This window comes from Stenotrophomonas sp. P2112, from assembly GCF_041897515.1.
Classification (GTDB): domain Bacteria; phylum Pseudomonadota; class Gammaproteobacteria; order Xanthomonadales; family Xanthomonadaceae; genus Stenotrophomonas; species Stenotrophomonas sepilia.
The window spans coordinates 1,337,373-1,360,341 of the sequence record NZ_CP169216.1 but is presented as its reverse complement, the minus strand read 5'-3'; the positions used below and the strand labels follow the sequence as shown (position 1 = coordinate 1,360,341).

General features: G+C 67.1%; 18 protein-coding genes. 7 read left to right on the top strand and 11 right to left on the bottom strand.

The features are described from left to right. Positions 1–3 precede the first annotated feature (3 nt). The gene (locus ACEPA4_RS06330; protein WP_065177465.1) at positions 4–1,158 is read left to right on the top strand and encodes an HlyD family secretion protein; all 1,155 of its coding nucleotides are present in this window, start codon (positions 4–6) and stop codon (positions 1,156–1,158) included. Between the two features lie 94 nt (positions 1,159–1,252). On the opposite strand, the gene ACEPA4_RS06325 is transcribed toward ACEPA4_RS06330, so the two are convergent. The 7 genes from ACEPA4_RS06325 to creB all read right to left on the bottom strand — a co-directional run bounded on the left by ACEPA4_RS06325 (position 1,253) and on the right by creB (position 9,121). Further along, positions 1,253–1,744, bottom strand: coding sequence for a Fur family transcriptional regulator (locus ACEPA4_RS06325; protein WP_005415799.1), 492 nt, complete (start codon positions 1,742–1,744; stop codon positions 1,253–1,255). 34 nt (positions 1,745–1,778) lie between these two features. Then, a complete protein-coding gene (gltX, locus tag ACEPA4_RS06320) occupies positions 1,779–3,182 on the bottom strand; it encodes a glutamate--tRNA ligase (RefSeq protein WP_005415798.1) in 1,404 nt (467 codons plus the stop codon). Between the two features lie 154 nt (positions 3,183–3,336). Beyond that, a complete protein-coding gene (locus ACEPA4_RS06315; protein ID WP_065177467.1) occupies positions 3,337–4,929 on the bottom strand; it encodes a M20/M25/M40 family metallo-hydrolase in 1,593 nt (530 codons plus the stop codon). Between the two features lie 180 nt (positions 4,930–5,109). Next, positions 5,110–5,520 (bottom strand): hypothetical protein, encoded by a 411-nt coding sequence (locus ACEPA4_RS06310; protein ID WP_005415796.1) that lies wholly within the window; start codon positions 5,518–5,520, stop codon positions 5,110–5,112. A gap of 10 nt (positions 5,521–5,530) precedes the next feature. Further along, positions 5,531–6,850 carry a cell envelope integrity protein CreD gene (gene creD / locus ACEPA4_RS06305; RefSeq protein WP_111201450.1) on the bottom strand — a complete coding sequence of 440 codons (1,320 nt, stop codon included), beginning with the start codon at positions 6,848–6,850 and terminating at the stop codon, positions 5,531–5,533. 81 nt (positions 6,851–6,931) lie between these two features. Next, a complete protein-coding gene (gene creC, locus ACEPA4_RS06300) occupies positions 6,932–8,392 on the bottom strand; it encodes a two-component system sensor histidine kinase CreC (RefSeq protein ID WP_065177469.1) in 1,461 nt (486 codons plus the stop codon). A 3-nt stretch (positions 8,393–8,395) separates the two neighbouring features. Next, positions 8,396–9,121, bottom strand: a complete 726-nt coding sequence (gene creB, locus ACEPA4_RS06295; RefSeq protein WP_080375099.1) for a two-component system response regulator CreB — start codon at positions 9,119–9,121, stop codon at positions 8,396–8,398. A 35-nt stretch (positions 9,122–9,156) separates the two neighbouring features. Between creB and ACEPA4_RS06290 the strand changes: the two genes are divergently transcribed. The 4 genes from ACEPA4_RS06290 (at position 9,157) to ACEPA4_RS06275 (ending at position 14,934) form a co-directional block, all read left to right on the top strand. Continuing rightward, a complete protein-coding gene (locus tag ACEPA4_RS06290) occupies positions 9,157–10,014 on the top strand; it encodes a 23S rRNA (adenine(2030)-N(6))-methyltransferase RlmJ (protein WP_053499314.1) in 858 nt (285 codons plus the stop codon). 95 nt (positions 10,015–10,109) lie between these two features. Further along, a complete protein-coding gene (locus tag ACEPA4_RS06285; RefSeq protein ID WP_004150340.1) occupies positions 10,110–10,655 on the top strand; it encodes a GNAT family N-acetyltransferase in 546 nt (181 codons plus the stop codon). Positions 10,656–10,804: 149 nt separating this feature from the next. Beyond that, complete coding sequence (mfd, locus tag ACEPA4_RS06280; RefSeq protein ID WP_262090875.1) at positions 10,805–14,269, top strand: transcription-repair coupling factor; 3,465 nt, start codon at positions 10,805–10,807, stop codon at positions 14,267–14,269. 47 nt (positions 14,270–14,316) lie between these two features. Next, on the top strand, positions 14,317–14,934 hold the full coding sequence (locus ACEPA4_RS06275; protein ID WP_005415790.1) for an HD-GYP domain-containing protein: 618 nt from the start codon (positions 14,317–14,319) through the stop codon (positions 14,932–14,934). A 199-nt stretch (positions 14,935–15,133) separates the two neighbouring features. Here ACEPA4_RS06275 and ACEPA4_RS06270 read toward each other — a convergent pair whose 3' ends face one another. Continuing rightward, on the bottom strand, positions 15,134–17,227 hold the full coding sequence (locus ACEPA4_RS06270) for a M13 family metallopeptidase (protein WP_065179781.1): 2,094 nt from the start codon (positions 17,225–17,227) through the stop codon (positions 15,134–15,136). A gap of 138 nt (positions 17,228–17,365) precedes the next feature. Between ACEPA4_RS06270 and ACEPA4_RS06265 the strand changes: the two genes are divergently transcribed. Beyond that, entirely contained in the window at positions 17,366–17,827 is a 462-nt protein-coding gene (locus ACEPA4_RS06265; protein WP_231109140.1) for a hypothetical protein, read from the top strand. 110 nt (positions 17,828–17,937) lie between these two features. Here ACEPA4_RS06265 and gpmA read toward each other — a convergent pair whose 3' ends face one another. Then, positions 17,938–18,687 (bottom strand): 2,3-diphosphoglycerate-dependent phosphoglycerate mutase, encoded by a 750-nt coding sequence (gene gpmA / locus ACEPA4_RS06260; protein WP_005415787.1) that lies wholly within the window; start codon positions 18,685–18,687, stop codon positions 17,938–17,940. A gap of 94 nt (positions 18,688–18,781) precedes the next feature. Here gpmA and nfi point away from each other — a divergent pair, with 94 nt between their 5' ends. Further along, on the top strand, positions 18,782–19,456 hold the full coding sequence (gene nfi / locus ACEPA4_RS06255; RefSeq protein ID WP_065179783.1) for a deoxyribonuclease V: 675 nt from the start codon (positions 18,782–18,784) through the stop codon (positions 19,454–19,456). A gap of 38 nt (positions 19,457–19,494) precedes the next feature. Here the strand turns inward: nfi and ACEPA4_RS06250 are convergent, their stop codons facing one another. Together ACEPA4_RS06250 and ACEPA4_RS06245 are read right to left on the bottom strand one after the other, a co-directional pair. Further along, a complete protein-coding gene (locus ACEPA4_RS06250) occupies positions 19,495–20,475 on the bottom strand; it encodes a cation diffusion facilitator family transporter (RefSeq protein WP_262090874.1) in 981 nt (326 codons plus the stop codon). A gap of 140 nt (positions 20,476–20,615) precedes the next feature. Then, the gene (locus tag ACEPA4_RS06245; RefSeq protein ID WP_262090873.1) at positions 20,616–22,865 is read right to left on the bottom strand and encodes a TonB-dependent siderophore receptor; all 2,250 of its coding nucleotides are present in this window, start codon (positions 22,863–22,865) and stop codon (positions 20,616–20,618) included. Between the last annotated feature and the right edge of the window lie 104 nt (positions 22,866–22,969).

The following is a 22,969-nucleotide window of genomic DNA, read 5'->3' as shown; positions in this document are numbered from 1 at the left end:
ACCATGCCCCCCGTCCCGCCCCGATCCGACGACGCCGACAACGTGACCCCACCGCCGCCGACCGACGCGGCGCCTGCGCCCACGCCCGTTGAACCGGCGGTCGCGCCGAAGTACCTCAAGCCCAGCGCGCGCAGCGTGGTAGTGATGGTGGTGGTCGCCCTGCTGGGCATCGCGCTGATCCTGCGCGCCTGGCACCTGTGGCCGTTCACCAGCAGCGTGATGGTGACCGACAACGCCTATGTGCGCGGACAGATCACGGTGATGGCGCCGCAGGTGAATGGCTATGTGACTGAAGTGCTGGTGAAGGATTTCCAGCACGTAAGGCAGGGCGAGCCGCTGCTGCGCATCGATGACCGCATCTATGCCCAACGCGTCGCCCAGGCGCAAGCGACGCTGGACAGTGCGCGCGCGGCGCTGGCCAACTCCGACCAGTCGCAGGCGCAGAACCGTGCGCAGATCGCCTCGGCGCGCGCCACGCTCTCGGCTGGCCAGGCCGAACTGCAGCGCGCGCGCAACGAGCTGAAGCGCTACGAGGAACTGGCCGCGCAGCAGTTGGTGTCGATCAATGACCGCGACAAGTTCCGCACCAGCCAAGCCTCGGCGCAGGCCAGCGTGCAGCAGTCGCAGGCGCAGATCCGAATCGCCGAGGAAACACTGGTGTCGACCCAGGTCGCGCGCAAGAGCCTGGAGGCCCAGGTGGAAAGCGCACAGGCGCAGCTGGAACTGGCCCGCATCGACCTTGCCAATACGGTGATCCACGCACCGCGCGACGGCCAGATCAGTGAAGCCAGCGTGCGCGTGGGCCAGTATGTCGCCGCCGGTTCGCAGCTGCTGTTCCTGGTACCTGACACACTGTGGGTGGTGGCCAACTACAAGGAAGGCCAGACCTGGGGAATGGCGATCGGCCAGCCGGCCACGTTCTCGGTGGACGCGTTCCAGGGCCAGGTGCTGCGCGGCCGCGTGCAGGAGATCGCGCCCGCCACCGGATCGGAGTTCAGCGTGTTGCGTCCGGACAATGCCAGCGGCAACTTCACCAAGGTGGTGCAGCGGCTGCCGGTGCGGATATCGATCGATGAAGGCCAGAAGCTGGCCGCGCAGCTGCGGCCCGGCATGTCGGTGATCGTGCGGGTGGATACCGCAGGCAAGCCGAAGGACTAGCCCTTGTCATGAAACGGGGTCAGATGCCTTTGCCAATGGCAAAGGGATCTGACCCCACTCAGGATGCCGGCCAGCGGCCGGCACTACCATTGCGTTACCCCGCGCAGCGCGCGCAGAGACCGTGCACTTCCAGGGTCTGTGCCTGCGGCTGGAAGCCCAGTTCCTTGGCCCGCTTCTCCAGCTGGCTGACGATCTCGCGGTCTTCCAGCTCCACTGCGCTGTGGCAGCTGTTGCAGATCAGGAACGGCACCGAATGCGCAGCGCTGCTTGGATGATGGCAGGCCACGAAGGCATTCACCGACTCCAGCTTGTGCACGAAGCCATTGGCCATCAGGAAGTCCAGCGCGCGGTACACGGTGGGCGGGGCATCAGCGCCCACGCCCTTGCCGTTGCGCACCCATTCCAGCAGCTCGTAGGCCTTGACCGGCTTGCCGGCCTCGGCGATCAGCTTCAGCACGTTGGCGCGGATCGGGGTCAGGCGCAGCCCGCGTTCGCGCGAGACACGCTCGACCACCGCCACGAAATCCGATGCGTCGTGGACGTGGTGGTGCGGGGCGGTACAGGCAGTGGCGGTCTTGGCGGGCATGCGTGTTCTCCGGTTCGGGCCTGGCAAGGATGCCTCAGGCCGTTGCTACCTTGGTGATGGCCACATCAATGCGTTTCAAGGCCTGCTCGCGGCCGGCCAGGTACACGGTATGGGAAATGTCAGGGCTGACCTGGGTGCCGGTGATGGCCACGCGCAGCGGCTGGGCGACCTTGCCCATGCCGATCTCCAGCGCTGCGGCCGCGTCATGCAGGGCGACGCCCACCGACTCGGCGGTCCATTCCGGCAGCGCGGCCAGCAGCTCGCGGGCCTTGCCCAGCGCCACCTCGGCACCGGCCTTGAAGTGCTTGGCCACCGCCGCTTCATCGTACTCGGTCAGCGGCTGGTACCAGACCACGGCCTTCTCGGCCATTTCCTTCAGGGTCTGCACGCGTTCACGCAGGGCGATCACCACATCCTCCGGAGCCGGGCCGGCGGCCACGTCCAGCCCCAGCTTCTGCAGCTGGTAGACCAGGTGCGGCACGATCGCGGCCACGTCCTCGGTCTTCAGGAAGTGCTGGTTGACCCAGCCCAGCTTGGCCATGTCCAGGCGCGAGGCCTTGGAATTGCAATCCTTCACGTCGAACAGGTCGATCAGTTCCTGGCGGCTGAACAGCTCCTGGTCACCATGCGACCAGCCCAGGCGGGCCAGGTAGCTCAGCAGCGCATCGGGCAGGTAGCCGGCGTCCTTGTACTGCATCACGTCAGCCGCACCGGTGCGCTTGGACAGCTTGGCGCCCTGCTCGTCCAGGATCATCGGCATGTGGCCGAACCTGGGCACCGGCGCGCCGATGCCTTCATACAGGTTGATCTGGCGCGGGGTGTTGTTGATGTGGTCGTCGCCGCGGATGACCTCGGTGATGCCCATGTCCCAGTCGTCCACCACCACCGCGAAGTTGTAGGTGGGGTAGCCGTCCGGGCGGAAGATGACCATGTCATCCAGCTCGCTGTTGGCGATCTCGATGCGGCCCTTGATCAGGTCATCGAACACCACCGTGCCTTCCAGCGGGTTCTTGAAGCGGATGACGCGGTTCGGGTCGTCCCGGTAGGGCAGGCCCAGATCGCGCGCAGCGCCGTTGTAGCGCGGCTTTTCCTGCCTGGCCATGGCGGCCTCGCGCATGGCATCCAGCTCCTCGCGGGTCTCGTAGGCGTAGTACGCCTTGCCCTCGGCGATCAGCTGCTCGGCCACTTCCTGGTAACGGGCGACGCGGTCGGTCTGGTAGATCGGGCCTTCGTCGTAGTCCAGGCCCAGCCACTCCATCGCCTCCAGGATGGCGTCGATTGCGCCCTGGGTGCTGCGTTCGCGGTCGGTGTCCTCGATGCGCAGCACGAACTCACCGCCGCGGTGACGGGCCTCCAGCCAGCAGTACAGCGCGGTGCGGGCACCACCGATGTGCAGGTAGCCAGTGGGACTGGGGGCGAAGCGGGTGCGGCAGGTCATGGACGGCTCGAGGAACGGGAATCCCCCGATTTTACCAGCCCACCGCCCCCGACGGAAAAAGGGGACGGAGGGGATTAAGTCGCGATTGCCCAGCCCTGGGGTGCTGCAACCGGGAAGCGGAGGGGAGATGCGACTTAATCCCCTCCGTCCCCTTTTACGGTTCTGCCTTTCGCGGGAAGGACGGCTCGCGCATTGCGGCGTTGTAGGCGAACGAAGCGACGATGGCCGCGGCCTGCTTCAGGTCTTCCGGTTCGGCGTGGTCCCAGGTGTCCAGGTGGCTGTGGTGGACGTTGGTGAAGTAGTCCAGCCGGTCCTGGATGAACTGGAAGCCCGGCAGGCCGATGCGATCGAAGCTGATGTGGTCGGTACTGCCGGTGTTGCGGGTGGCCACGGTGGTGGCGCCCACGTCATGGAACGGCGCCAGCCAGGCTTCGAAGATCGGCATCGCCGCCAGGTTTTCCTGCGCGTAGATGCCACGGAAGCGGCCCGAGCCGTTGTCCATGTTGAAGTAAACCTGGAACTTGCTGTAATCGCGGGTCTTCTGCAGTGCACCGGTCGGCTCGCGCAGCGACGCCGGCAGCGCCTTCTGCGCCGCGTCAGTGGGTTCGGGGAAGCGACCGAAATGCTTGGCGACGTAGGCCTGCGAGCCGATCAGGCCCTGCTCCTCGCCGCTCCACAGCGCCACGCGGATGGTGCGCTTGGGCTTGGCGCCGGTGGCCTTGAGGATGCGCATCGCCTCCATCATCACCGCCACGCCGGCCGCGTTGTCGGCCGCACCGGTGCCGCTGTGCCACGAATCCAGGTGCGCACCGATCATCACCACTTCATCGGGCTTGCTGCTGCCGCGGATCTCGGCCAGCGTGTTGTAGCCGGGCTGGTCGGCCTCGTCGGTGAAGCGCGCCGCTACATCCACGCGCAGGCGCACCGTCTGCTTGGCCTGAAGCGCGCGCACCAGCGGATTGAAGTGTTCGCTGATCATCGCCAGTTCCGGGATGCCCACCGGCTCACCGGCCTTGCGCGAACCGCCGCCGGCAACGCGGATGATGCCGTTGTCCCAGCTGCTGATGCTGATCGAGGCCAGCGCGCCCTCTTCGACGAAAAACGCATTGACCTTGGCCGCCAGCTGCTGGCGTTCCTGGTACTCCTTGACCCGCTTGGCGCGCTCGGCGGTAGCGTCCTTGTCCTTGGGCAGGGTGAACTCCTGCAGGCCCTCGAGCGAGGTCGCGTCGTGGCGGTGCGAATCGGGCTCGGTGCCCCGCTTGTATTCGCGTGCCTCGCCCAGCAGGAGGATCTTGCCGCGCAGCTTGCCGCGGTACTTCTCGATGTCTTCGGGCTTCTTGATGTCGACCTGCACCAGCTCGCCTTCGACCGGGCCCTTCGTACCGCGGGTCCAGGCTTTGGGCAGCGCATGCAGCGGCTGCACGCGGTCACCCAGCATTTCCACGCTCGCCGAGGTGAATTCCCAGCCACGGCCGAAATCATCGAAGGCTTCGTCGTGGACGTTGTCCAGCTTCCATTCGTTGAACTTGCCGCGGGTCCACGCATTGGCGCGGCCCATCGCCGGCGAATTGCTCAGGCGCGGGCCGATGCGCTCGGTGAGATAGCTGAAGGTGTCCATCACCTGCGAACGGTGGAATGCCTCCTGGCGGATGCGGCTGACCATGTCCAGGTCCACCGTTTCGCGCTGCTGCGCCGCTGCATTGCCACCCATCGCCAGCGCTACGGCCAGCACGCCCCACTTCAACACATCGCACCCCTGCCCTTCGGCTCGATCATCAACCCATCGAGTCTAGCCAGCCGGGGCGCGGCGATACCGTCCCATCGGTCATGGGCGGCGCGGAAGCGTGCGAACCGAGGTTCGCACCCACAGGAGAGTGGTTGGTTCGCACCCACAGCAGAGTCTTGGTTCGTACCCGCAAAAGCCGAATCACCCGCTCCATCCCAACCACAACTGCGCCCGCTCCGGCAGCAACAGCAACCAGTGCCGCCGGTCGACGCTGCTGCAGCCGTACACCGCCGCGTGTGCCGGCCAGTCATCCGGAAGGCCGCCGATGCCGATCTCGGCCAATGCCTCCGCGCCGGCCTTCCATGGCCGATAGCGCGGCACCCGCCCGGCCACCGCGCCGCGTCCCTGCCGCGCACCCTGCAGCCAACGCAATCCCTGCCCCTGCAATCCTTCGCAGGTCACCGCCGCCAGCTGGAAGCGGACCAGACCGGGGGCGATCCGCGCCCCCGGCAGGGCCGCCAGCACGCCATGTGCCTGCAGCAGCGCATCCACTTCCAGCAGGGCCGGAATGCCCTGCCGTGCCCGTTGCCGCAATCCCTGGCGCCAGCCCATGGCGTGCTCCTTACTTCAGGTCCGCGCCGAGCGCGTACCAGTCGACCCGGCGGGTCACCCACATCGCAAGCGCCAGGATCACGAACAGCAGCAGCGACCCCATCAGCAGTGCGTTGTTCTCCGACACCAGCAGGCCATACAGCGCGCCGTACAGCACGGTCAGCAGGGCCGCGAAGCCGAGGCCGCGCCTCCAATGGCCCAGCACGTTGGCCAGATACACCGCCTGCAGGCCGATACAGGCCACCGCCGAAACCAGGTAGGCCTTCCAGAACGCGATGTGCTCGGACAGGCTGATCAGCAGCAGGAAGAAGATCGCCAGCGCCAGGCCGACCATGAGGTACTGCAGCGGGTGGATGCGCAGCGACTTGATCAGCTCGAACAGGATGAATCCGACAAAGGTCAGCAGCACGAACAGCACCCCGTACTTGGACGCACGGTCGGCCTGGGTGTAGGTATCGACCGGATCGACCAGCGACACCGTCACCGCCTGCGAGTCGACCGAACCTTCATTGCGCAGCTGCCGCTGTGCGTCGGAGGCCAGCGATGACACCGCCCAGCGCGCGTCGAATCCCTGTGCATCAACGCGCCGCTCGTTGGGCAGGAACGCACCGCTGAACGACGGATGCGGCCAGCTCGAACGCAGCGCGATGTGGGTGTCATCGCCCACCGGCACCACCGACAGCATGCGGCTGCCATCCAGGCGCAGCTCCAGTTCAACGGTGCTGGCCGCCAGCGTGCCGCCCTGATCCGCAGCGAAACCGGCCACCGGCGCATGCAGGCCACGGCCAACTTCGCTGGCCACGCCGACGCCCGGCAGCAGGCGCAGCTGCTTGCCATCCACGCGCAGGTTCGGTGTACCGACCAGGCCGCGCACATCGGAAACGCCCACCGCCACATACGGCTGGCCATACGTGCGCCCTGCCTTCACGGGATAGTCGTCAGCGGCGAAGCTCGCCTTCATCTGGCCGTTCCAGCTGTACACCGGCACCTTGAACAGGCCGACTTCGCGCTGGCTCGGCAGCATGTCACCGCCCACCTCCAGCGACGCCGGCATCTGCAGCCAGTGCCCCTCGGTGACCTGCACCTCGGTCTTCTTGACGCCCAGCGGGTCAACCAGTTCAACCTGCTTGCGTTCCACCCACGGCACCACCCGCACCGGGCCAACCAGCTGCTGCGTGCCGGCACGGCTGTCGGCCACCCGCGCAAAGGCCTCGTCGCGGTACTGGCTGCGCTCGGTGATCACCCCGCGGATCATCATCAGCGGCACCAGCAACAACAGGATCAGCCCGCCGACAATGGCGAACCGCAGCAGCATCTTCAGGGATTTCATGGTCCATCCTCGTTGGAGAGGGCTGCAGGATGGACCGCTGCGGTGAGCAGGGTTTGTGGCGAATTTGAAGCGAGTGTGAAGTCAGCGGCGCGGACGCTGGCCCGCTGCACCCAACGGCAGCCACAGGCTGGCCACCGTGCCACCGCCATCGCGGGCGTCGAGGCTGGCGCGTCCGTCATGCAGGCGAGCCACTTCCTGCACGAACGGCAGGCCCAGGCCGGAACTGCGCCGGCCGCTGCCGGGGCGGGCCAGCGAATAGAAGCGTTCGAACACCCGTTCGCGCGCGTAGTCGGGAATGCCGGCGCCGCGATCCGCTACCTGCAGGCGCACGCCCTGCCCGTCCACCTCGGCCTGCAGCGCGATGTCCGCGCCGGGCGGTGAGAAGGCAATGGCGTTGTCGATCAGGTTGTGCAACGCCTGCCGCAGCAGATAGGCATCACCCTGCACGCGCATGTCGGGCACGCTGCCGATGCGAACCTGCACGCCGGCCGCCTGCGCACGCACCTGCGCCGCCGCCGCCGCATCGGCCAGCAAGGTTGGCAGCGCGATCGGATCGCGGGTCTGCAGCCAGCCGTGCTGTTCCACTTCGGCCAGCGCCAGCAGCTTGTCGATCGTCTCGGTCAGCCGCTCCTGCTGATCGACGATGCTGCGTGCGAAATGCACGCGGTCGGCCTCCGGCAGCGGCTCCTGCAGCAGCTCGGCGGCACCGCGGATCGCCGCCAACGGGCTTTTCATTTCATGCGTCAGCGACTGCACGTACTGCTCGACGTAGGCCTTGCCCTCCAGCTTGCGGCGCATTGTTTCCAGTGCCTGGCCCAGGTCGCCGATCTCGTCGCGGCGCCGCCGCGGCGGTGGCACCGGTTCGCCGGCGCTGACCGCCCGTGCATAGCGGCTGAGCTGGCCAAGGCCCGTCGTGAGCCACATCGTCACCAGCACGCCGACCAGCGCCGACAATCCGATCAGCCAGGCGCCGCGCTCGATGATGGCGCGCTGGCTGGCCGCAATGAACGGATCGATGCTGCGATTGGGCTGGGCCAGGCTGAGCACGCCGATCAGGGTGCGGCCATCGGCCGGGTCGTATACCGGCGCCGCCACATGCATCACCGTATCGCCTTCTTCGCCTGGCACTTCCGGGCTGGAGCGGGCGCCGTACTCGCCACGCAGGGTGCGGTAGACATCGTTCCAGCGCGAATTGTCACGCCCCAGGTCGCGGCCCAGCGAGTCGTAGATGACGATGCCCTTGGCATCGGTGATGGTCACCCGGTAGTCCAGTGAGCGCTTGGGAAAGCGCCAGACCATCGCTTTCAGGTCACGCTGCCGCGCCTTGGCGAGGTTGCGGGTGAAGCTGCCGCTGCGGATGGTGCCGTCCTTGACATCGGCCGCCGCCATCTCGGCCAGCACGTTGGCGGCATCGACCAGGGTCGATTCCATCGCCTGGCGCACACCCGGCTTCACTTCGTTGACGAACACGCGCATCACGAAGAACGCGGCGATGCCGGTGATCAGGAAGAAGCCGAGGAACAGCTTCAGGACCAGGCGCATCGGCTAGACCTCCAGCGCGTAGCCGAGGCCACGGTGGGTGCGGATCGGGTCGTCGCTGGCACCGGCTGCGCGCAGCTTGGCGCGCAACGTCTTTACATGGGTGTCGACGGTACGGTCGGCACTATCGGCGCTGCTGTCCCAGCCGCGATCCATCAACTGGGCACGACTGAGGATGGCACCCGGCCGCTGCAGCAACGCTTCCAGCAACGCGTACTCGTAGCGGGTCAGGTCCAGCGCGTGGCCGCGGAAGCGGATGCGCCGGCCTTCACGGTCGATGGCGAAGGCACCATGTTCCTGCCAGCCCGTATCGGCGCCGGGGGCTGCCGCGACCGGTGCGGCGCGACGCAGGCGCGCACGCACCCGCGCCACCAGCTCACGCGGCGAGAACGGCTTGGTCATGTAATCGTCGGCGCCCAGTTCCAGGCCGAGCACGCGGTCCACTTCATCGTTGCGGGCGGTCAGGAAGATCACCGGCAGCTGCGCCGCCGGACCGGGCTGCGCGCGCAGCCGGCGGCACACCTCGAAGCCACCCAGGTCGGGCAGGCCCACGTCCAGCACCACCACGTCGATATCCCCGGCCTGCAGCCGTTGCAGCGCCTCGCCACCGAGCAGGCAGTGGCTGGCGGCATAGCCCTCGCTGCGCAGCGCATAGAGCACGGTTTCGGCGATGGCGGCTTCGTCCTCGACCACCAGGACATGGGCAACAGGAGCTGTCATGGCGCGCAGCATAGCCGCTGCGGCCGCCGCCCCGTACACTGCGGCCCATGAACTATCGCCACGCCTTCCATGCCGGCAACCACGCCGACGTGCTCAAACACATCGTGCAGCTGGCCCTGATCGACAGCTTCAAGCGCAAGGACAGCCCGTTCTTCGTGCTCGACACCCACGGCGGTGCTGGCCGCTACCTGCTGGCCAGCGAAGAGAGCCGCAAGACCCTGGAGGCCGAATCCGGGATCATGCGGCTGATGGCCCAGCCCAGGCTGCCGGAGGTAGTCGAGCGCTACCTGAAGGCGGTGCAGGCCGACAATCCGGTGGGCGCACTGACCAATTATCCGGGCTCGCCGCTGCTGAGCGCGCAGGCCATGCGCCCCCAGGACCGCATGGCGGTCTGTGAGCTGCAGGAAGCCGAAACGGCCACGCTGAAGGCCCTGTTCGCCCATGACAGCCGCGTCGACGTTCGGGCGGGCGATGGCTATGCCCTGCTGCGTTCGCTGCTGCCGCCGAAGTTCAACGGCAGCAAGATCGGCCGCGGCCTGGTGCTGATCGACCCGCCCTACGAAGCCCAGGATGCCGAGTACCAGGCGGTGCTGGCCGCCCTGGCCGAAACCCTGGCACGCTGGCCGCAGGCCACCTGTGCGGTCTGGTTCCCGATCAAGCAGCGCCGCACCATCCTGCACTTCCTGCGCAAGGCCACCGCCCTGCCGGTGAAATCGGCGATGACGATCGAGTTCCTGGTGCGCCCGGACGACTCGCCGCTGCGCCTCAACGGCAGCGGCATGCTGCTGCTCAACCCGCCGTGGCAGTTCGACCGCGTGGTCGGTCCGGCCCTGCCGGCGCTGCGCCAGCACCTGGGCGAACCCGGGGCCAGCACCCGCCTGGACTGGCTCAAAGCCCCCGAATAACGGCCTTCACGAGGCTGTACCGCCGTGAGCCTTTCGTTCACGGAACGCAGCCCCGGTGATGCCACAATCGATGGACCACCAAGGAATCACCCGGTATGGCCACTCGCAACCGCATGCCGCCCTGGCATGAGATCTTCAAGGCTCCCAGCGGCCACGAGCTGCTGATCCGCCCCATCCGCCCGGAAGATGGCGCACCGCTGCAAGCGGCATTCAGCCTGTTCGGGCCGGAAGAAATCCGTGATCGTTTCCTGCAGGCGGTGACCGAGCTGTCGCCGGAAACCACCCAGCGTCTGACCCACCCCAACCCCAAGACCGAGATCACCCTGGTCGCAGCCGAGTCCCTGCCCGCGGGCGAAGCGGTGGTCGGCGCGGTCGCCCGGGCCTCGATCATCCCCGGCACCCGTGAAGCCGAGTACGCGATCCTGATCAGCCGCTTCCTCATTGGCCAGGGCCTGGGCCGGCAGCTGATGCGCAAGCTGGTGAAGTGGGGCCGCGGCAAGTACCTCGACCGCCTGTACGGCGACGTTGCCGCCGAGAACGAGCCGATGAAGCAGCTGGCCGCCTCGCTGGGCTTCAAGCCGGTGCCGCACCCGACCGGTGCCGAAGGCCTGGTGCGGATGGTGCTGGAGCTGGACAACTGACGGATGCGCCGGGCCCTGCCCGGCCATACCTCCCGGTAGTGCCGGCCGCTGGCCGGCATTGTGTTCCCCCAACGGCACGTGAGGCCGTCGGCAAACGGCCGGCACGACCCACCGGGCTTCGATCGGGCTTCTGCTAAAATCCGGGGTCCATGTCGCGTACCTCATACCCCGCCCCGCCGCTGCCGCGCGCCGGCCAGCTCCGCGCCTGGTGGCGCGCCCCCGCCTCGCCGACCGCCCTGGCCTGGTACCTGGCCCAGGCCGCGCGTGCGCATGACGCCCCGCTGCTGGTGATCGCCCGTGACAACCACGGTGCCAACCAGCTCGAAGCCGACCTGCAGACCCTGCTTGGCGGTGACCCGGCCCTGCCGGTGGTCGCCTTCCCGGACTGGGAAACCCTGCCGTACGACCGCTTCAGCCCGCATCCGGACATCATCTCGCAGCGCCTGTCCGCCCTGCACCGCCTGCCGGCGCTGAAGCGCGGCCTGGTGATCGTGCCGGTGCAGACCCTGCTGCAGCAGCTGGCCCCGCGCAGCTATGTGATCGGTGGCAGCTTCGACCTGAAAGTCGGCCAGCGCCTGGACCTGGAAGCCGAGAAGCGTCGCCTGGAAAGCGCCGGCTACCGCAACGTGCCGCAGGTGATGGACCCGGGTGACTTCGCGGTGCGCGGCGGCCTGCTCGACGTGTTCCCGATGGGCGCCGACGAGCCGCTGCGGGTAGAACTACTGGACGAGGACATCGACTCGATCCGTGCCTTCGATCCGGAAAGCCAGCGTTCGCTGGACAAGGTCGAGGCGGTGCACATGCTGCCCGGCCGCGAAGTGCCGATGGACGAGGCCAGCATCGCACGCGTGCTGGCCACGCTGCGCGAGCGTTTCGATGTGGATACCCGGCGCAGTTCGCTGTACCAGGATCTGAAGTCCGGGCTGGCCCCGGCCGGCGTCGAGTACTACCTGCCGCTGTTCTTCGAACGCACCGCAACCCTGTTCGACTACCTGCCCGACGGCAGCCTGCCGGTGGTCTGTACCGGTGCGTATGAAGCATCCGTCGCGTTCTGGGCGCAGACCGCGGACCGCTATGAGCAGCGCCGCCATGATGTGGAGCGCCCGCTGCTGCCGCCTTCGGCGTTGTACCTGTCGCCGGAGCTGCTGCGCGAGCGCCTGAACGATGCCCCGCGCATCGAGGTGTGGTCGGCTGACCACGCGCGCATCGCCGATGCCCACGCGCTGGGTGACCAGCCGCTGCCGCCGCTGCCGGTGGCCGCGCGCGAGGCCCCCGCTGGCGACGCGCTGAAATCCTTCCTCGGCCACTATCCGGGCCGGGTACTGATCGCCGCCGATTCGCCCGGGCGTCGCGAGGCCCTGCTGGAAGTGCTGCAGGCCGCCGAACTGAAGCCGCCGGTGGTGGCCGACCTGCCCAGCTTCCTCGCCGACGGTGCGCGCTTCGCGATCGCGGTGGCACCGCTGGAAGATGGCTTCGCACTGGACGATCCGCGCATCGCGGTGCTGACCGAGCGCCAGCTGTTCCCCGACCGCGCCGGCAGCACCCGCCGCCCGCGTCGCGCCGGCCGCGAGCCGGAAGCGATCATCCGCGACCTCGGCGAGCTGACCGAGGGTGCGCCGATCGTGCACGAGGACCATGGCGTCGGCCGCTACCGTGGCCTGATCGCGATGGACGTCGGCGGCATGCCCGGCGAGTTCCTCGACATCGAATATGCCAAGGGCGACCGCCTGTATGTACCGGTCGCCCAGCTGCACCTGATCAGCCGCTACTCCGGCGCTTCGGCGGAAACCGCACCGCTGCATTCGCTCGGTGGCGAGCAGTGGAGCAAGGCCAAGCGCAAGGCCGCCGAGAAGGTGCGCGATGTCGCCGCCGAACTGCTGGAAATCCAGGCCCGCCGCCAGGCGCGTGCCGGCCTGGCACTGCAGGTCGACCGCGCGATGTACGAGCCGTTCGCCGCCGGTTTCCCGTTCGAGGAAACCCCCGACCAGCTGGCTGCGATCGATGCCACCCTGCGCGACCTGGCCAGCAGCCAGCCGATGGACCGCGTGGTCTGCGGCGACGTCGGCTTCGGCAAGACCGAGGTGGCGGTGCGCGCTGCATTTGCTGCGGCCAGTGCCGGCAAGCAGGTGGCGGTGCTGGTGCCGACCACGCTGCTGGCCGAGCAGCATTATCGCAACTTCCGCGACCGTTTCGCCGATTACCCGCTGAAGGTCGAAGTGCTGTCGCGCTTCAAGACCAGCAAGGAAATCAAGGCCGAACTGGAGAAGGTGGCCGCTGGCACCATCGACGTCATCGTCGGCACCCATCGCCTGCTGCAGCCTGACGTGAAGTTCAAGGACCTGGGCATGGTCATCGTCGACGAGGAGCAGCGATTCGGCGTGCGCCAGAAGGAGGCGCTGAAGGCGCTGCGCGCCAACGTACACCTGCTGACGCTGACCGCCACGCCGATCCCGCGCACGCTCAACATGGCCATGGCCGGCCTGCGCGACCTGTCGATCATCGCCACGCCGCCGCCGAACCGGCTGGCGGTGCAGACCTTCATCACCCAGTGGGACAACGCGCTGCTGCGCGAAGCCTTCCAGCGCGAGCTCGCGCGCGGTGGCCAGCTGTACTTCCTGCACAACGATGTGGAGAGCATCGGCCGCATGCAGCGCGAGCTGTCCGAGCTGGTGCCGGAGGCACGCATCGGCATCGCCCACGGGCAGATGCCCGAGCGCGAACTGGAAAAGGTGATGCTGGATTTCCAGAAGCAGCGTTTCAACGTGCTGCTGTCGACCACGATCATCGAATCGGGCATCGACATCCCCAACGCCAACACCATCATCATCAACCGTGCCGACCGTTTCGGCCTGGCCCAGCTGCACCAGCTGCGTGGCCGCGTCGGCCGTTCGCACCACCGTGCCTACGCCTACCTGATCACCCCCGACCGTCGCGCGATCACCCCCGACGCCGAGAAGCGCCTGGAAGCGATCGCCTCGATGGACGAGCTGGGCGCCGGCTTCACCCTGGCCACCCACGATCTGGAAATCCGCGGCGCCGGTGAACTGCTTGGCGAGGACCAGAGCGGGCAGATGGCCGAGGTTGGCTTCAGCCTGTATACCGAGCTGCTGGAACGCGCGGTACGCAGCATCAAGCAGGGCAAGCTGCCCGACCTGGATGCCGGTGAGGAAGTGCGCGGCGCCGAGGTCGAGCTGCATGTGCCGGCACTGATCCCGGAAGACTACCTGCCGGACGTGCACACCCGCCTGACCCTGTACAAGCGCATTTCAAGCGCGCGCGACAGCGATGCACTGCGCGAACTGCAGGTGGAGATGATCGACCGCTTCGGCCTGCTGCCGGATGCAGCCAAGCACCTGTTCGCCATCGCCGAGCTGAAGCTGAAAGCCAATACGCTGGGCATCCGCAAGCTCGACCTGGGCGAGAACGGCGGCCGCATCGTGTTCGAGTCCAAGCCGAACATCGATCCGATGGCGGTGATCCAGCTGATCCAGAAACAACCGAACCTCTATGCCATGGAAGGGCCCGACAAGCTGCGCATCAAGCACCCGCTGCCGTTGCCGGAAGACCGCTTCAACGCGGCCCGCGCCCTTCTGACCACCCTCGCCCCGGGTTGATCCCCCCCCCCGAACACCCCGCACCGGCCCCCACCCGGTGCGGGCGGATGACAATGTTCCCTGACGCCGTACCCGCCCCCGACCTGCTGCACGCGCAGGCCTGCCTGATCGATGCCCTCGCGATGTCGCTGCAGATGCGCGACGCCTATACCCGCCACCACTGCGACCGCGTTGGCCTGCTCGCGCAGTGTCTGGCCACGCACTGCGATCTTGATGACGAGGCCCGTGCGCAGATCGGCCTGGCCGCGCGCTTCCATGACATCGGCAAGATCGGCATACCCGATGATGTGCTGCTGGCACCCCGCCGGCATACCGATGAGGAGCGCGCGATCATGCGCGAGCATCCGGTACGCGGCGAACACATCTTCCTGGCCACCGGCCGCAGCGACGCCTTGCCGGTGGCGCGGCTGATCCGCGCCCATCACGAGGCCTTCGATGGCAGCGGCTACCCCGATGGGCTGCGCGGCGAATCCATCCCGCTGGGTGCGCGCATCGTCACCATCGCCGATGCCTACGATGCGATGACCAGCGTGCGCCCGTATCGCAATGCGATGGAGCATGAGGCCGCATTGCGGATCATCGACGAGCAGGCCGGCGGGCTGGTGGATCCGTACGTGCTGCAACGCTTCCATCGCATGCTGGAGCGGGAACCGGCGCTGGCCTGAGATCTTCCCGACGGTGAAACGACCCGCCGGTAGAGTCGACTGTTAGTCGACTGCTCTTCGTCCAGATCGCGAAAATCCCGCGCTGCGCGCGATAGTCGACTAACAGTCGACTCTACCAGCCGGCGCTGCGCTGCCGGCCTGGAAGACAAAAGGCCCGGCGTTCGCCGGGCCTTTCGCTCCACGCATCACGGGTGATCGATTACCAGATCACCACGCGCTTGTCGTCGGCGCGCACCATCGCATCACCCGCCTTGCACTGGAATGCAGCAGCGAACGAGGGCATGTTCGACGGCGCACCGTTGGCACGGAAATTGGCCGGCGCGTGCGGATCGGTGTTCAGGCGCACGCGCAGCTCGCCATCGGTGAAGTTGCGGCGCCACACGGTGGCCCAGTTCATGAAGAAGCGCTGGTCCTGGCTGTGGCCGTCAACCTCGACGTTCGCCTTCGGGTCTTCCTTCAGCGCCATCTGCAGCGCGTCGTAGGCCACGGTCAGGCCGCCCAGGTCGCCGATGTTCTCGCCCAGGGTCAGCTTGCCCTTCACGAACACGCCCGGCACCGACTCGTAGCCGTCGAACTGGGCGACCAGCTGGTCGGTACGCTCGGTGAAGGCCTTGCGGTCGGCGTCCGTCCACCAGTTGTCGAAGTTGCCGTTGGCGGCGAACTGGCTGCCCGAGTCGTCGTAGCCGTGCATCATCTCATGGCCGATGACTGCACCGATGCCGCCGTAGTTCAGCGCCGGATCGGCCTTGGCGTCGAAGAACGGCGCCTGCAGGATCGCCGCCGGGAACACGATCTCGTTCTTGGTGGCGTTGTAGTACGCATTGACGGTCTGCGGGGTCATGCCCCACTCGGTCTTGTCCACCGGCTTGCCGATCTTGTCCAGCATGTAGCGGTAGTTGAACGCGCGTGCTGCCTGCATGTTGCCCAGGTAGCTGTCGCCGTTGGTCTGCAGGCCCGACCAGTCACGCCACTTGTCCGGGTAGCCGATCTTCGGGGTGAAGCTGGCCCATTTTTCCAGTGCCTTCTTCCTGGTTTCCTCGCCCATCCACGGCAGCTGCTCCAGGCGCGCCTTCAGCGCCTGCGACAGGTTTTCCACCAGGTGCTGCATGGCGACCTTCGACTCGGCCGGGAACACGGCGTCGACGTACAGCTGGCCCAGGGCTTCACCCATGCCGCCGTTGACCGACTCCAGCACGCGCTTCCAGCGCGGCTGCATTTCCTTCTGGCCACGCAGGGTCGTGCCGTAGAAATCGAAGTTGGCCTTCTCGAACTGGCTGCTCAGGTATGGCGCGGCATCGTCGATGGTATGGAAGCGCAGGTAGGCCTGCCAGGTGCTGGCGGGCACATCGGCCAGCATCTTGTCCATTTCACCGAAGAAGCCCGGCTGCGCCAGCGAGAACTTCTGCGCGGCCGGTACCTTCAGGGTGTCGAACAGCGCGGTCCAGCTGAAGTTCGGGGTCAGTTTGTCCGCGTCGGCGGCACTGAGCGGGTTGTAGCGCTTGGCCGGGTCACGCATTTCGATGCGTGACATCGAGGCCTTGGCCAGGCGGGTTTCGAAGGCCATCACGGCCTTGGCCTGCTCGGCGGCCTGCGCCGCGTCCACGCCGGACAGGGTCAGCACCTGTGCGATGTAGGCCACGTAGGCGTCGCGGATCTTGGCCTGCGCATCGTCGAAGTAATAGCCCTTCTCCGGCAGGCCCAGGCCGCCCTGGCCGACATAGGCGATGACGTTGGCCGAATCCTTGTAGTCGGCATTGGCGAACAGCGAGAACAACACGCCCTTGCCTTCGGCCTGGCTGTCGCGCAGGTACTGGGTGATGGCGGCGGTGTCGTTCAGCGCGGTGATCTTGTCCAGCTGCGGCTGCAGCGGCGCCAGGCCGGCGGCTTCGATCTTGGCCTCGTCGTTGCCGGTCTTCCAGATGTCACCGATCTTGGCTTCCACCGAGCCGGCCTTGGCCTGGCTGGCGGCGGCCTGCTGCACCAGCGCGTGCTGCACTTCCAGCGAGCGCTCGCGCAGGATCTCGAAGCTGCCCCAGGTGGTCTGGTCGCCCGGCACCGGGTTGGCCTTCAGCCACTTGCTGTTGACGAAGCCATTGAGGTCGGTACAGGCCGAAATGGCCGGATCGAGGTCGGCGCTGTTGAGCGAGATCAGCGGCGTCTTGATCTGCGACAGGTCGAAGGCCGGCTTGGCGTCGGCACTGGCCGCCGGCGCGGTTTCGTTCTTGCCACAGGCGGCCAGCGAGGCAGCGATGGCGATGGTCAGGCCCAGCGGGACCAGGTTGCGGACGTTCATGAGGCTCTCCTGCGGGTAATTTCACAGGGTAGCCGGGGGCGTGAGATTGGGGACCGGCCAAAGGTCACAGAGCCCACGGCGCAGCTCCCGCCGCGCGCCGGTATGCTCTGGCCTCTGCGATCACTGGACCTCATGACCATGGACGAACCTGCGCTGCTGCTGGCCCTCGACACCTGTGAGTTTCTGTTTCTTGCTGAGATTGGCGAGCCGGAAGCGAATCGTCTGCGCCTGGTCGTCGAGGAGGGCCGGGTGGTCGGAAAGCCCTCCCGGGTGGAGCTCGGTCATGGACGTTCAATCGATGATGTGCGTGCGATAGAGGTGGTGCCCCACTCGCAGCGGTTTGAACTGATCTGGGACCACTACATCAGCTACGCCGTGCACAACGAGTCCTACCAGAGCTGGGACGACTCCGAAGCCTGGAGCGGCAACCTGTTCCGCCGCTACAGCCATTCGAAGTTCCTTGAATATCTGGGCCGTGCCACCTTCGCTGATACCCGTTACCCGGGCCCATTCACGCATTATCAGGTGATATGCCAGGACCACGTCATCGACATTGCTGCGCTGCAGTCGCCGAAGGTGCGCCTGCTGGGTCCTTCGTAGCTGGCACATGCAGCCCCAATGAAATGGCTCTACCGGGTTGCGACAGCGTCAGCCGAGCGTGGGCTCGGCTCTACAAAAAGAAGGGCCGGCTTGCGCCGGCCTTCTGTTTCTTATTTCGCCTTGCCCTGGTTGGCTACGGCTTCGGCGGCCTTGCGCGCCGCTTCCGGGTCGCCCAGGTAGCGGAACGACTGCACGGTCAGGTCATCGTTCAGTTCGAACAGCAGCGGGATGCCGGTCGGGATGTTCAGCTCGAGGATTTCCTCGCGCGAGACGTTGTTGAGGTACTTGTACAACGCACGCAGCGAGTTGCCGTGGGCGGTGACCAGCACGGTCTTGCCGTCCTTCAGCTGCGGCGCGATGGCGTCGTGCCAGTACGGCAGCACGCGGTCCAGGGTGGTGGCCAGCGATTCGGTGCCCGGCAGCGCGTTGCGGTCCAGGCCGGCGTAACGGCGGTCATGGATCGGGTGGCCCGGATCTTCCAGGTCCATCGGCGGCGGCGGGATGTCGTACGAACGACGCCACACCTTGACCTGCTCTTCGCCGTGCTTGGCAGCGGTCTCGGCCTTGTCCAGGCCCTGCAGGCCGCCGTAGTGGCGCTCGTTGAGGCGCCAGGACTTGTTCACCGGCAGCCAGTCCTGCTCCAGCTCGGCCAGCGCACCCTGCAGGGTGTGGATGGCGCGCTTGAGCACGGAGGTATGGGCGACGTCGAACTGCAGGCCTTCCTCGCGCATCAGGCGGCCGGCGGCCGCCGCTTCCCGGCGCCCCTGCTCGGTCAGGTCGACATCGACCCAGCCGGTGAAGCGGTTGTCCAGGTTCCACTGGCTCTGGCCATGGCGCAACAGTACGAGTCTACGGGTCACTGCAGGGTCTCCAACGCGAGGAAAGGCAGGCCGCCATTGTAGCCCCGGCGGCCGCTCACCGTGCCGTGGCGCCACGCATGCGATGCTGCAGCCAATGAATACGGTGATCGACCCCGGGCGCTGGGAAGGCAGCGTCACCGCCGCTCGAGCGCAACAGCTGCAGCTGGCCGGCCGCGTGGAACGCCAGGACCGCCTGCCACGCAAGGTGCGCTGGCTGGCCGGGCTGGATGTCGGATTCGAGGACAACGGTGCCATTACCCGCGCCGCGGCGGTGCTGCTGGATGCAAGGACGCTGCAGCCCGTGGCGCAGGAGATCGCGCGGATTCCTACACTCATGCCCTATATCCCGGGCCTGCTCAGCTTCCGCGAGCTGCCGGCACTGCTGGCCGCACTGGCACTGCTGCCACGAACGCCGGACCTGGTGTTCGTCGATGGCCACGGCATCAGCCATCCACGCCGGCTGGGCGTCGCCGCGCATCTGGGCGTGGTCACCGATCTGCCGAGCATCGGCGTGGCGAAATCGAAACTGGTGGGAAGGTTCGTCGAACCGGGCGCCGAAGCTGGTGCGCATACACCGCTGCTGGATGGCGACGAGCAACTGGGCTGGGTGCTGCGCAGCAAGGTGCGCTGCAAGCCGCTGTTCGTGGCCGGTGGCCATCGGGTCAGTGCCGATACCGCGCTGGGCTGGGTGCAGCACACCCTGCGTGGCTATCGGCTGCCGGAGCCAACCCGGCTGGCGGATCGGCTGGCCTCGCGGCGGGACGAATAGCTGCGCCGGGCGTCTCCCGGCGCGCGCGTCATCTTCGATCAACGATGCACATGGCCACGATGGCCCTGCGCGTCCTCGCCGTGGTCGTGGCCCTCATGGCCCTCGTGTCCGCCGCCCTTGGCCGGCGCCGGCCCGCCACAGGCTTCGCCGCAGTGGTCCGCTTCGATCTGCAGTGTCACGTGCTCGATACCGAAGTCATCATGCAGGCGTCCGCCCAGCTCACGGCGCAGCGCATCGGCATCGGTGCCCTCGCGCATCACGATGTGCGCGGTCAGCGCCGGGGTGCTGGAAGCCAGCGCCCACACGTGCAGGTCATGCACGTCCAGGACTGCGACGTGGCCGGACAGGCTGTCGCGCACCCTGGCCACGTCCATGCCCTTGGGCACGCCTTCCAGCAGTACGTTGATCGCCTCACGCATCAGCACGTAGGTACGCGGCAGCACCCACAGGCCGATCAGCACGGCCAGGATCGGGTCGATCGGTTTCCATCCGGTCCACTTGATCAACAATGCGCCCGCAATCACTGCCACCGAGCCGAGCATGTCGGCCCACACTTCCAGGTAGGCGCCCTTCACGTTGAGGCTCTCGCCACTGCCCGCCTGCAGCAGGCGCATCGAGATCAGGTTGATGACCAGGCCCGCAGCCGCGATCACCAGCATGCCGGAGGAGGCGATCTCCTGCGGCTGGCGGAAGCGGCCGATCGCCTCCCACAGGATGTAGGCGGCGACCACGAACAGCATGGCACCGTTGATCATCGCGCCCAACGCTTCCAGCCGTGCATAGCCGTAGGTGCGGCGCGCATCCGGCGGGCGCCGGCTCAACCGTACCGCGACCAGCGCGATCATCAGCGCCAGCGCATCGGTGGCCATGTGTGCGGCGTCGGACAACAGCGCCAGGCTGTTGGTCCAGAACGCGCCCACCACTTCGACGACGAGGAAGGTGGTGGTCAGGCCGAGTGCCCACCACAAGGGCTTCTCGTGGCGGATCTGGGATGGCAGGTGATCGTGGTCGTGGCCCATGGCAACAGCTCCTTTGCGATGCGGTGCAGGCTACGCGGTGCCGGCGGAGGAGACTATTACGATGGTTATAACATTGCAGGCCACACGAGCCCTCGTCGGGCATGGCCCGGCGAGGGCTGCAGATCGACGCCGGCCTGCGGTCAGAAGCCGAAGCGCAGGCTGGCCCAGTACGCGCGGCCCGGCTCGTTGTAGGTCGCCGCCCCGGCATCACTGCTGTTGGCCTCGCGGAACAGGCGCTTGTCGGCCAGGTTGTTCACGCCGAAGCCGAAGCTGACCGTCTCGGTCACCTTGTAGCGCGCGCTCACGCCCCAGATGTTGTACGCGCCACGATCCTGCAGCGCGATCGATGCATCGCAGCTGCCGGTGCAGCGCGGGTCGTTGTTGATGTTGGTGGTGGCCGGTTCCTGCTTGCCGTAGAACGTGCCGGTCAGCAGCAGCGACAGCCTGTCGGTGGCCTGCCAGTCCAGCATGGTGTTGATCGTGTACTTCGGGATCACCGACAGCGGCTGGCCGGTGCTCTTGTTCTCGTTTTCCACCATGTAGGTGAAGTTGTTGCTCCACTTCAGGCGGTTGCCCTGCTCGCCCAGCAGCGGAATCACCAGGTTGCCTTCAAGCCCCTGCACGATCGCCTTCGGCGCGTTCTCCCAGCGGAAGATGCGGCCCTTGGTGTCGGCGGTCAGCCCGATCTGGGTGTAGCCGGCCTGGATCTTGTCCTTGTAATCGTTGTGGAAGTAGGTCAACGACGCCTGCCAGCCGCTCTGCGGTGCCCACTCGATGCCCAGTTCCTTGTTCAGGCTGGTTTCCGCCTTCAGGTCTGCGTTGCCGCGCATGTAGCAACCGGCGCCCAGGCTCGGCAGCGCATTCGGGCAGCCGTTGCCACGGGTGTAGTACAGATAGTCCGGATTCGACTGGTACAGGTTCGGCGCCTTGAACGCGCGGGCGATGCCGCCCTTCACCACCCAGTCGCTGTTGATGCGGAACTGCGCATTGAGGCTGGGGCTGGTGTTGTTGCCGAACTGGCTGTGGTGGTCGAAGCGCAGGCCCGGGGTAACGATCCAGCGCTCGCCCAGGTAGATGTTGTCTTCCACGAACACCGCCGTGGTCTGCGCATCGGCCTTGCCGCGCGCACGATCGGCCGACAGCCCCGGGATGCCACCGCCGCTGCTGCTGGACTGGCTCATCGAATAAGGGTCGGTCAGCCGGCTGTCCAGGTATTCAAAGCCCAACGTCCAGATGTTCTCGGCGCCGCCCAGCGTGGTCGGGAAACTCAGTTCGCCATCCAGCTGGTAGTTGCGCAGGCGCGAGGTCGACCAGTCGGTGCCGTTGAAGCTGCCTTCCGGGCCACCGGCCAGGCCTTCGTTGATGCGCGAGTTGTTCACCGCTTCAACTGCAGCGGTCACCCGCGAGGTGACATCGCCCCAGCGGCCACGATGGGTGATCGCGCCGGTGTTGCGGTACATGCGGTTGGTTTCCGCCTTGCCGTCGGCCAGGGCGGCCAGATCGATGCCGGTCGAAGTGCCGGTGGTGCTGACCGCGCGGTCACCAGCATAGATGTTGCCCTGGCGGCTGGTGCCGGCCTCGAACTCGACCACCTGGTTGGCGGTCACGTCCCAGCGCAGCAGCGCGTTGACGTCACGGTTCTTGACGCCCTCGCGGCCAGCCGGTGGCACTGCGTTCGGCTGGGTGGCGTACTGACGGTTGAGATCGAGTGAATCGGCGTCGGTCTTGTTGAGGTTGCCGTAAAGGCGGAACGACAGCGTGTCGGTCATCGGCCCACTCAGCTGCAGGCCGACGCGCTCGCTGCCACCTTCGGCGCTGTGTTCAGGCACCAGCCCGTACAGGTCGACCGCACCGGCAAGGTCGCCGGTCGGGCGCTTGGTGATGATGTTGACCACGCCACCGGAAGCACCGGAGCCATAGCGTGCCGCCGCCGGTCCGCGCAGCACTTCGATGCGCTCGATCATCTCCGCCGGCACCCAGTTGGTGTCGCCGCGTGTGTTGCGCTCGCCGCTGCGCCCCATGCGCACGGCATCGCGCGCACCGATACGCTTTCCGTCGACCAGGATCAGGGTGTTTTCCGGGCCCATGCCGCGCAGGTCGATCTGGCGGTTGTTGCCGTACTGGCCCGAGGCGCTGTTGCCGGTGAGGTTGACGCCCGGCATGGTGCGCAGCAGTTCGGCGATGTCGTTGGCCGGTGGGCGCCTGGCGATGTCCTCTGCGGTGATGGTCGAGGTACCCAACGCCTGGCGGGCAATCTGCGAAGCGGTGACGTGCACCGTGTCGATATCGGTGGCGTCGGCTTCAGCCTGGGCGGTCAGGGCGCTGCCCGCCAGCAGGGCGGCAACGGCGAGCGCCAGCGGGCGCGGCGAGAGGACAACGGCAGGAGACATGATCTGGACCTTCTGGCAGGGCAACGGGGCCTCTGGCAAAGGGCTTGAGGCAACGACGAGGGGGAGGCGGAGCGTCGCTGCAGTCGCCTGCGGCCCGATCCGTG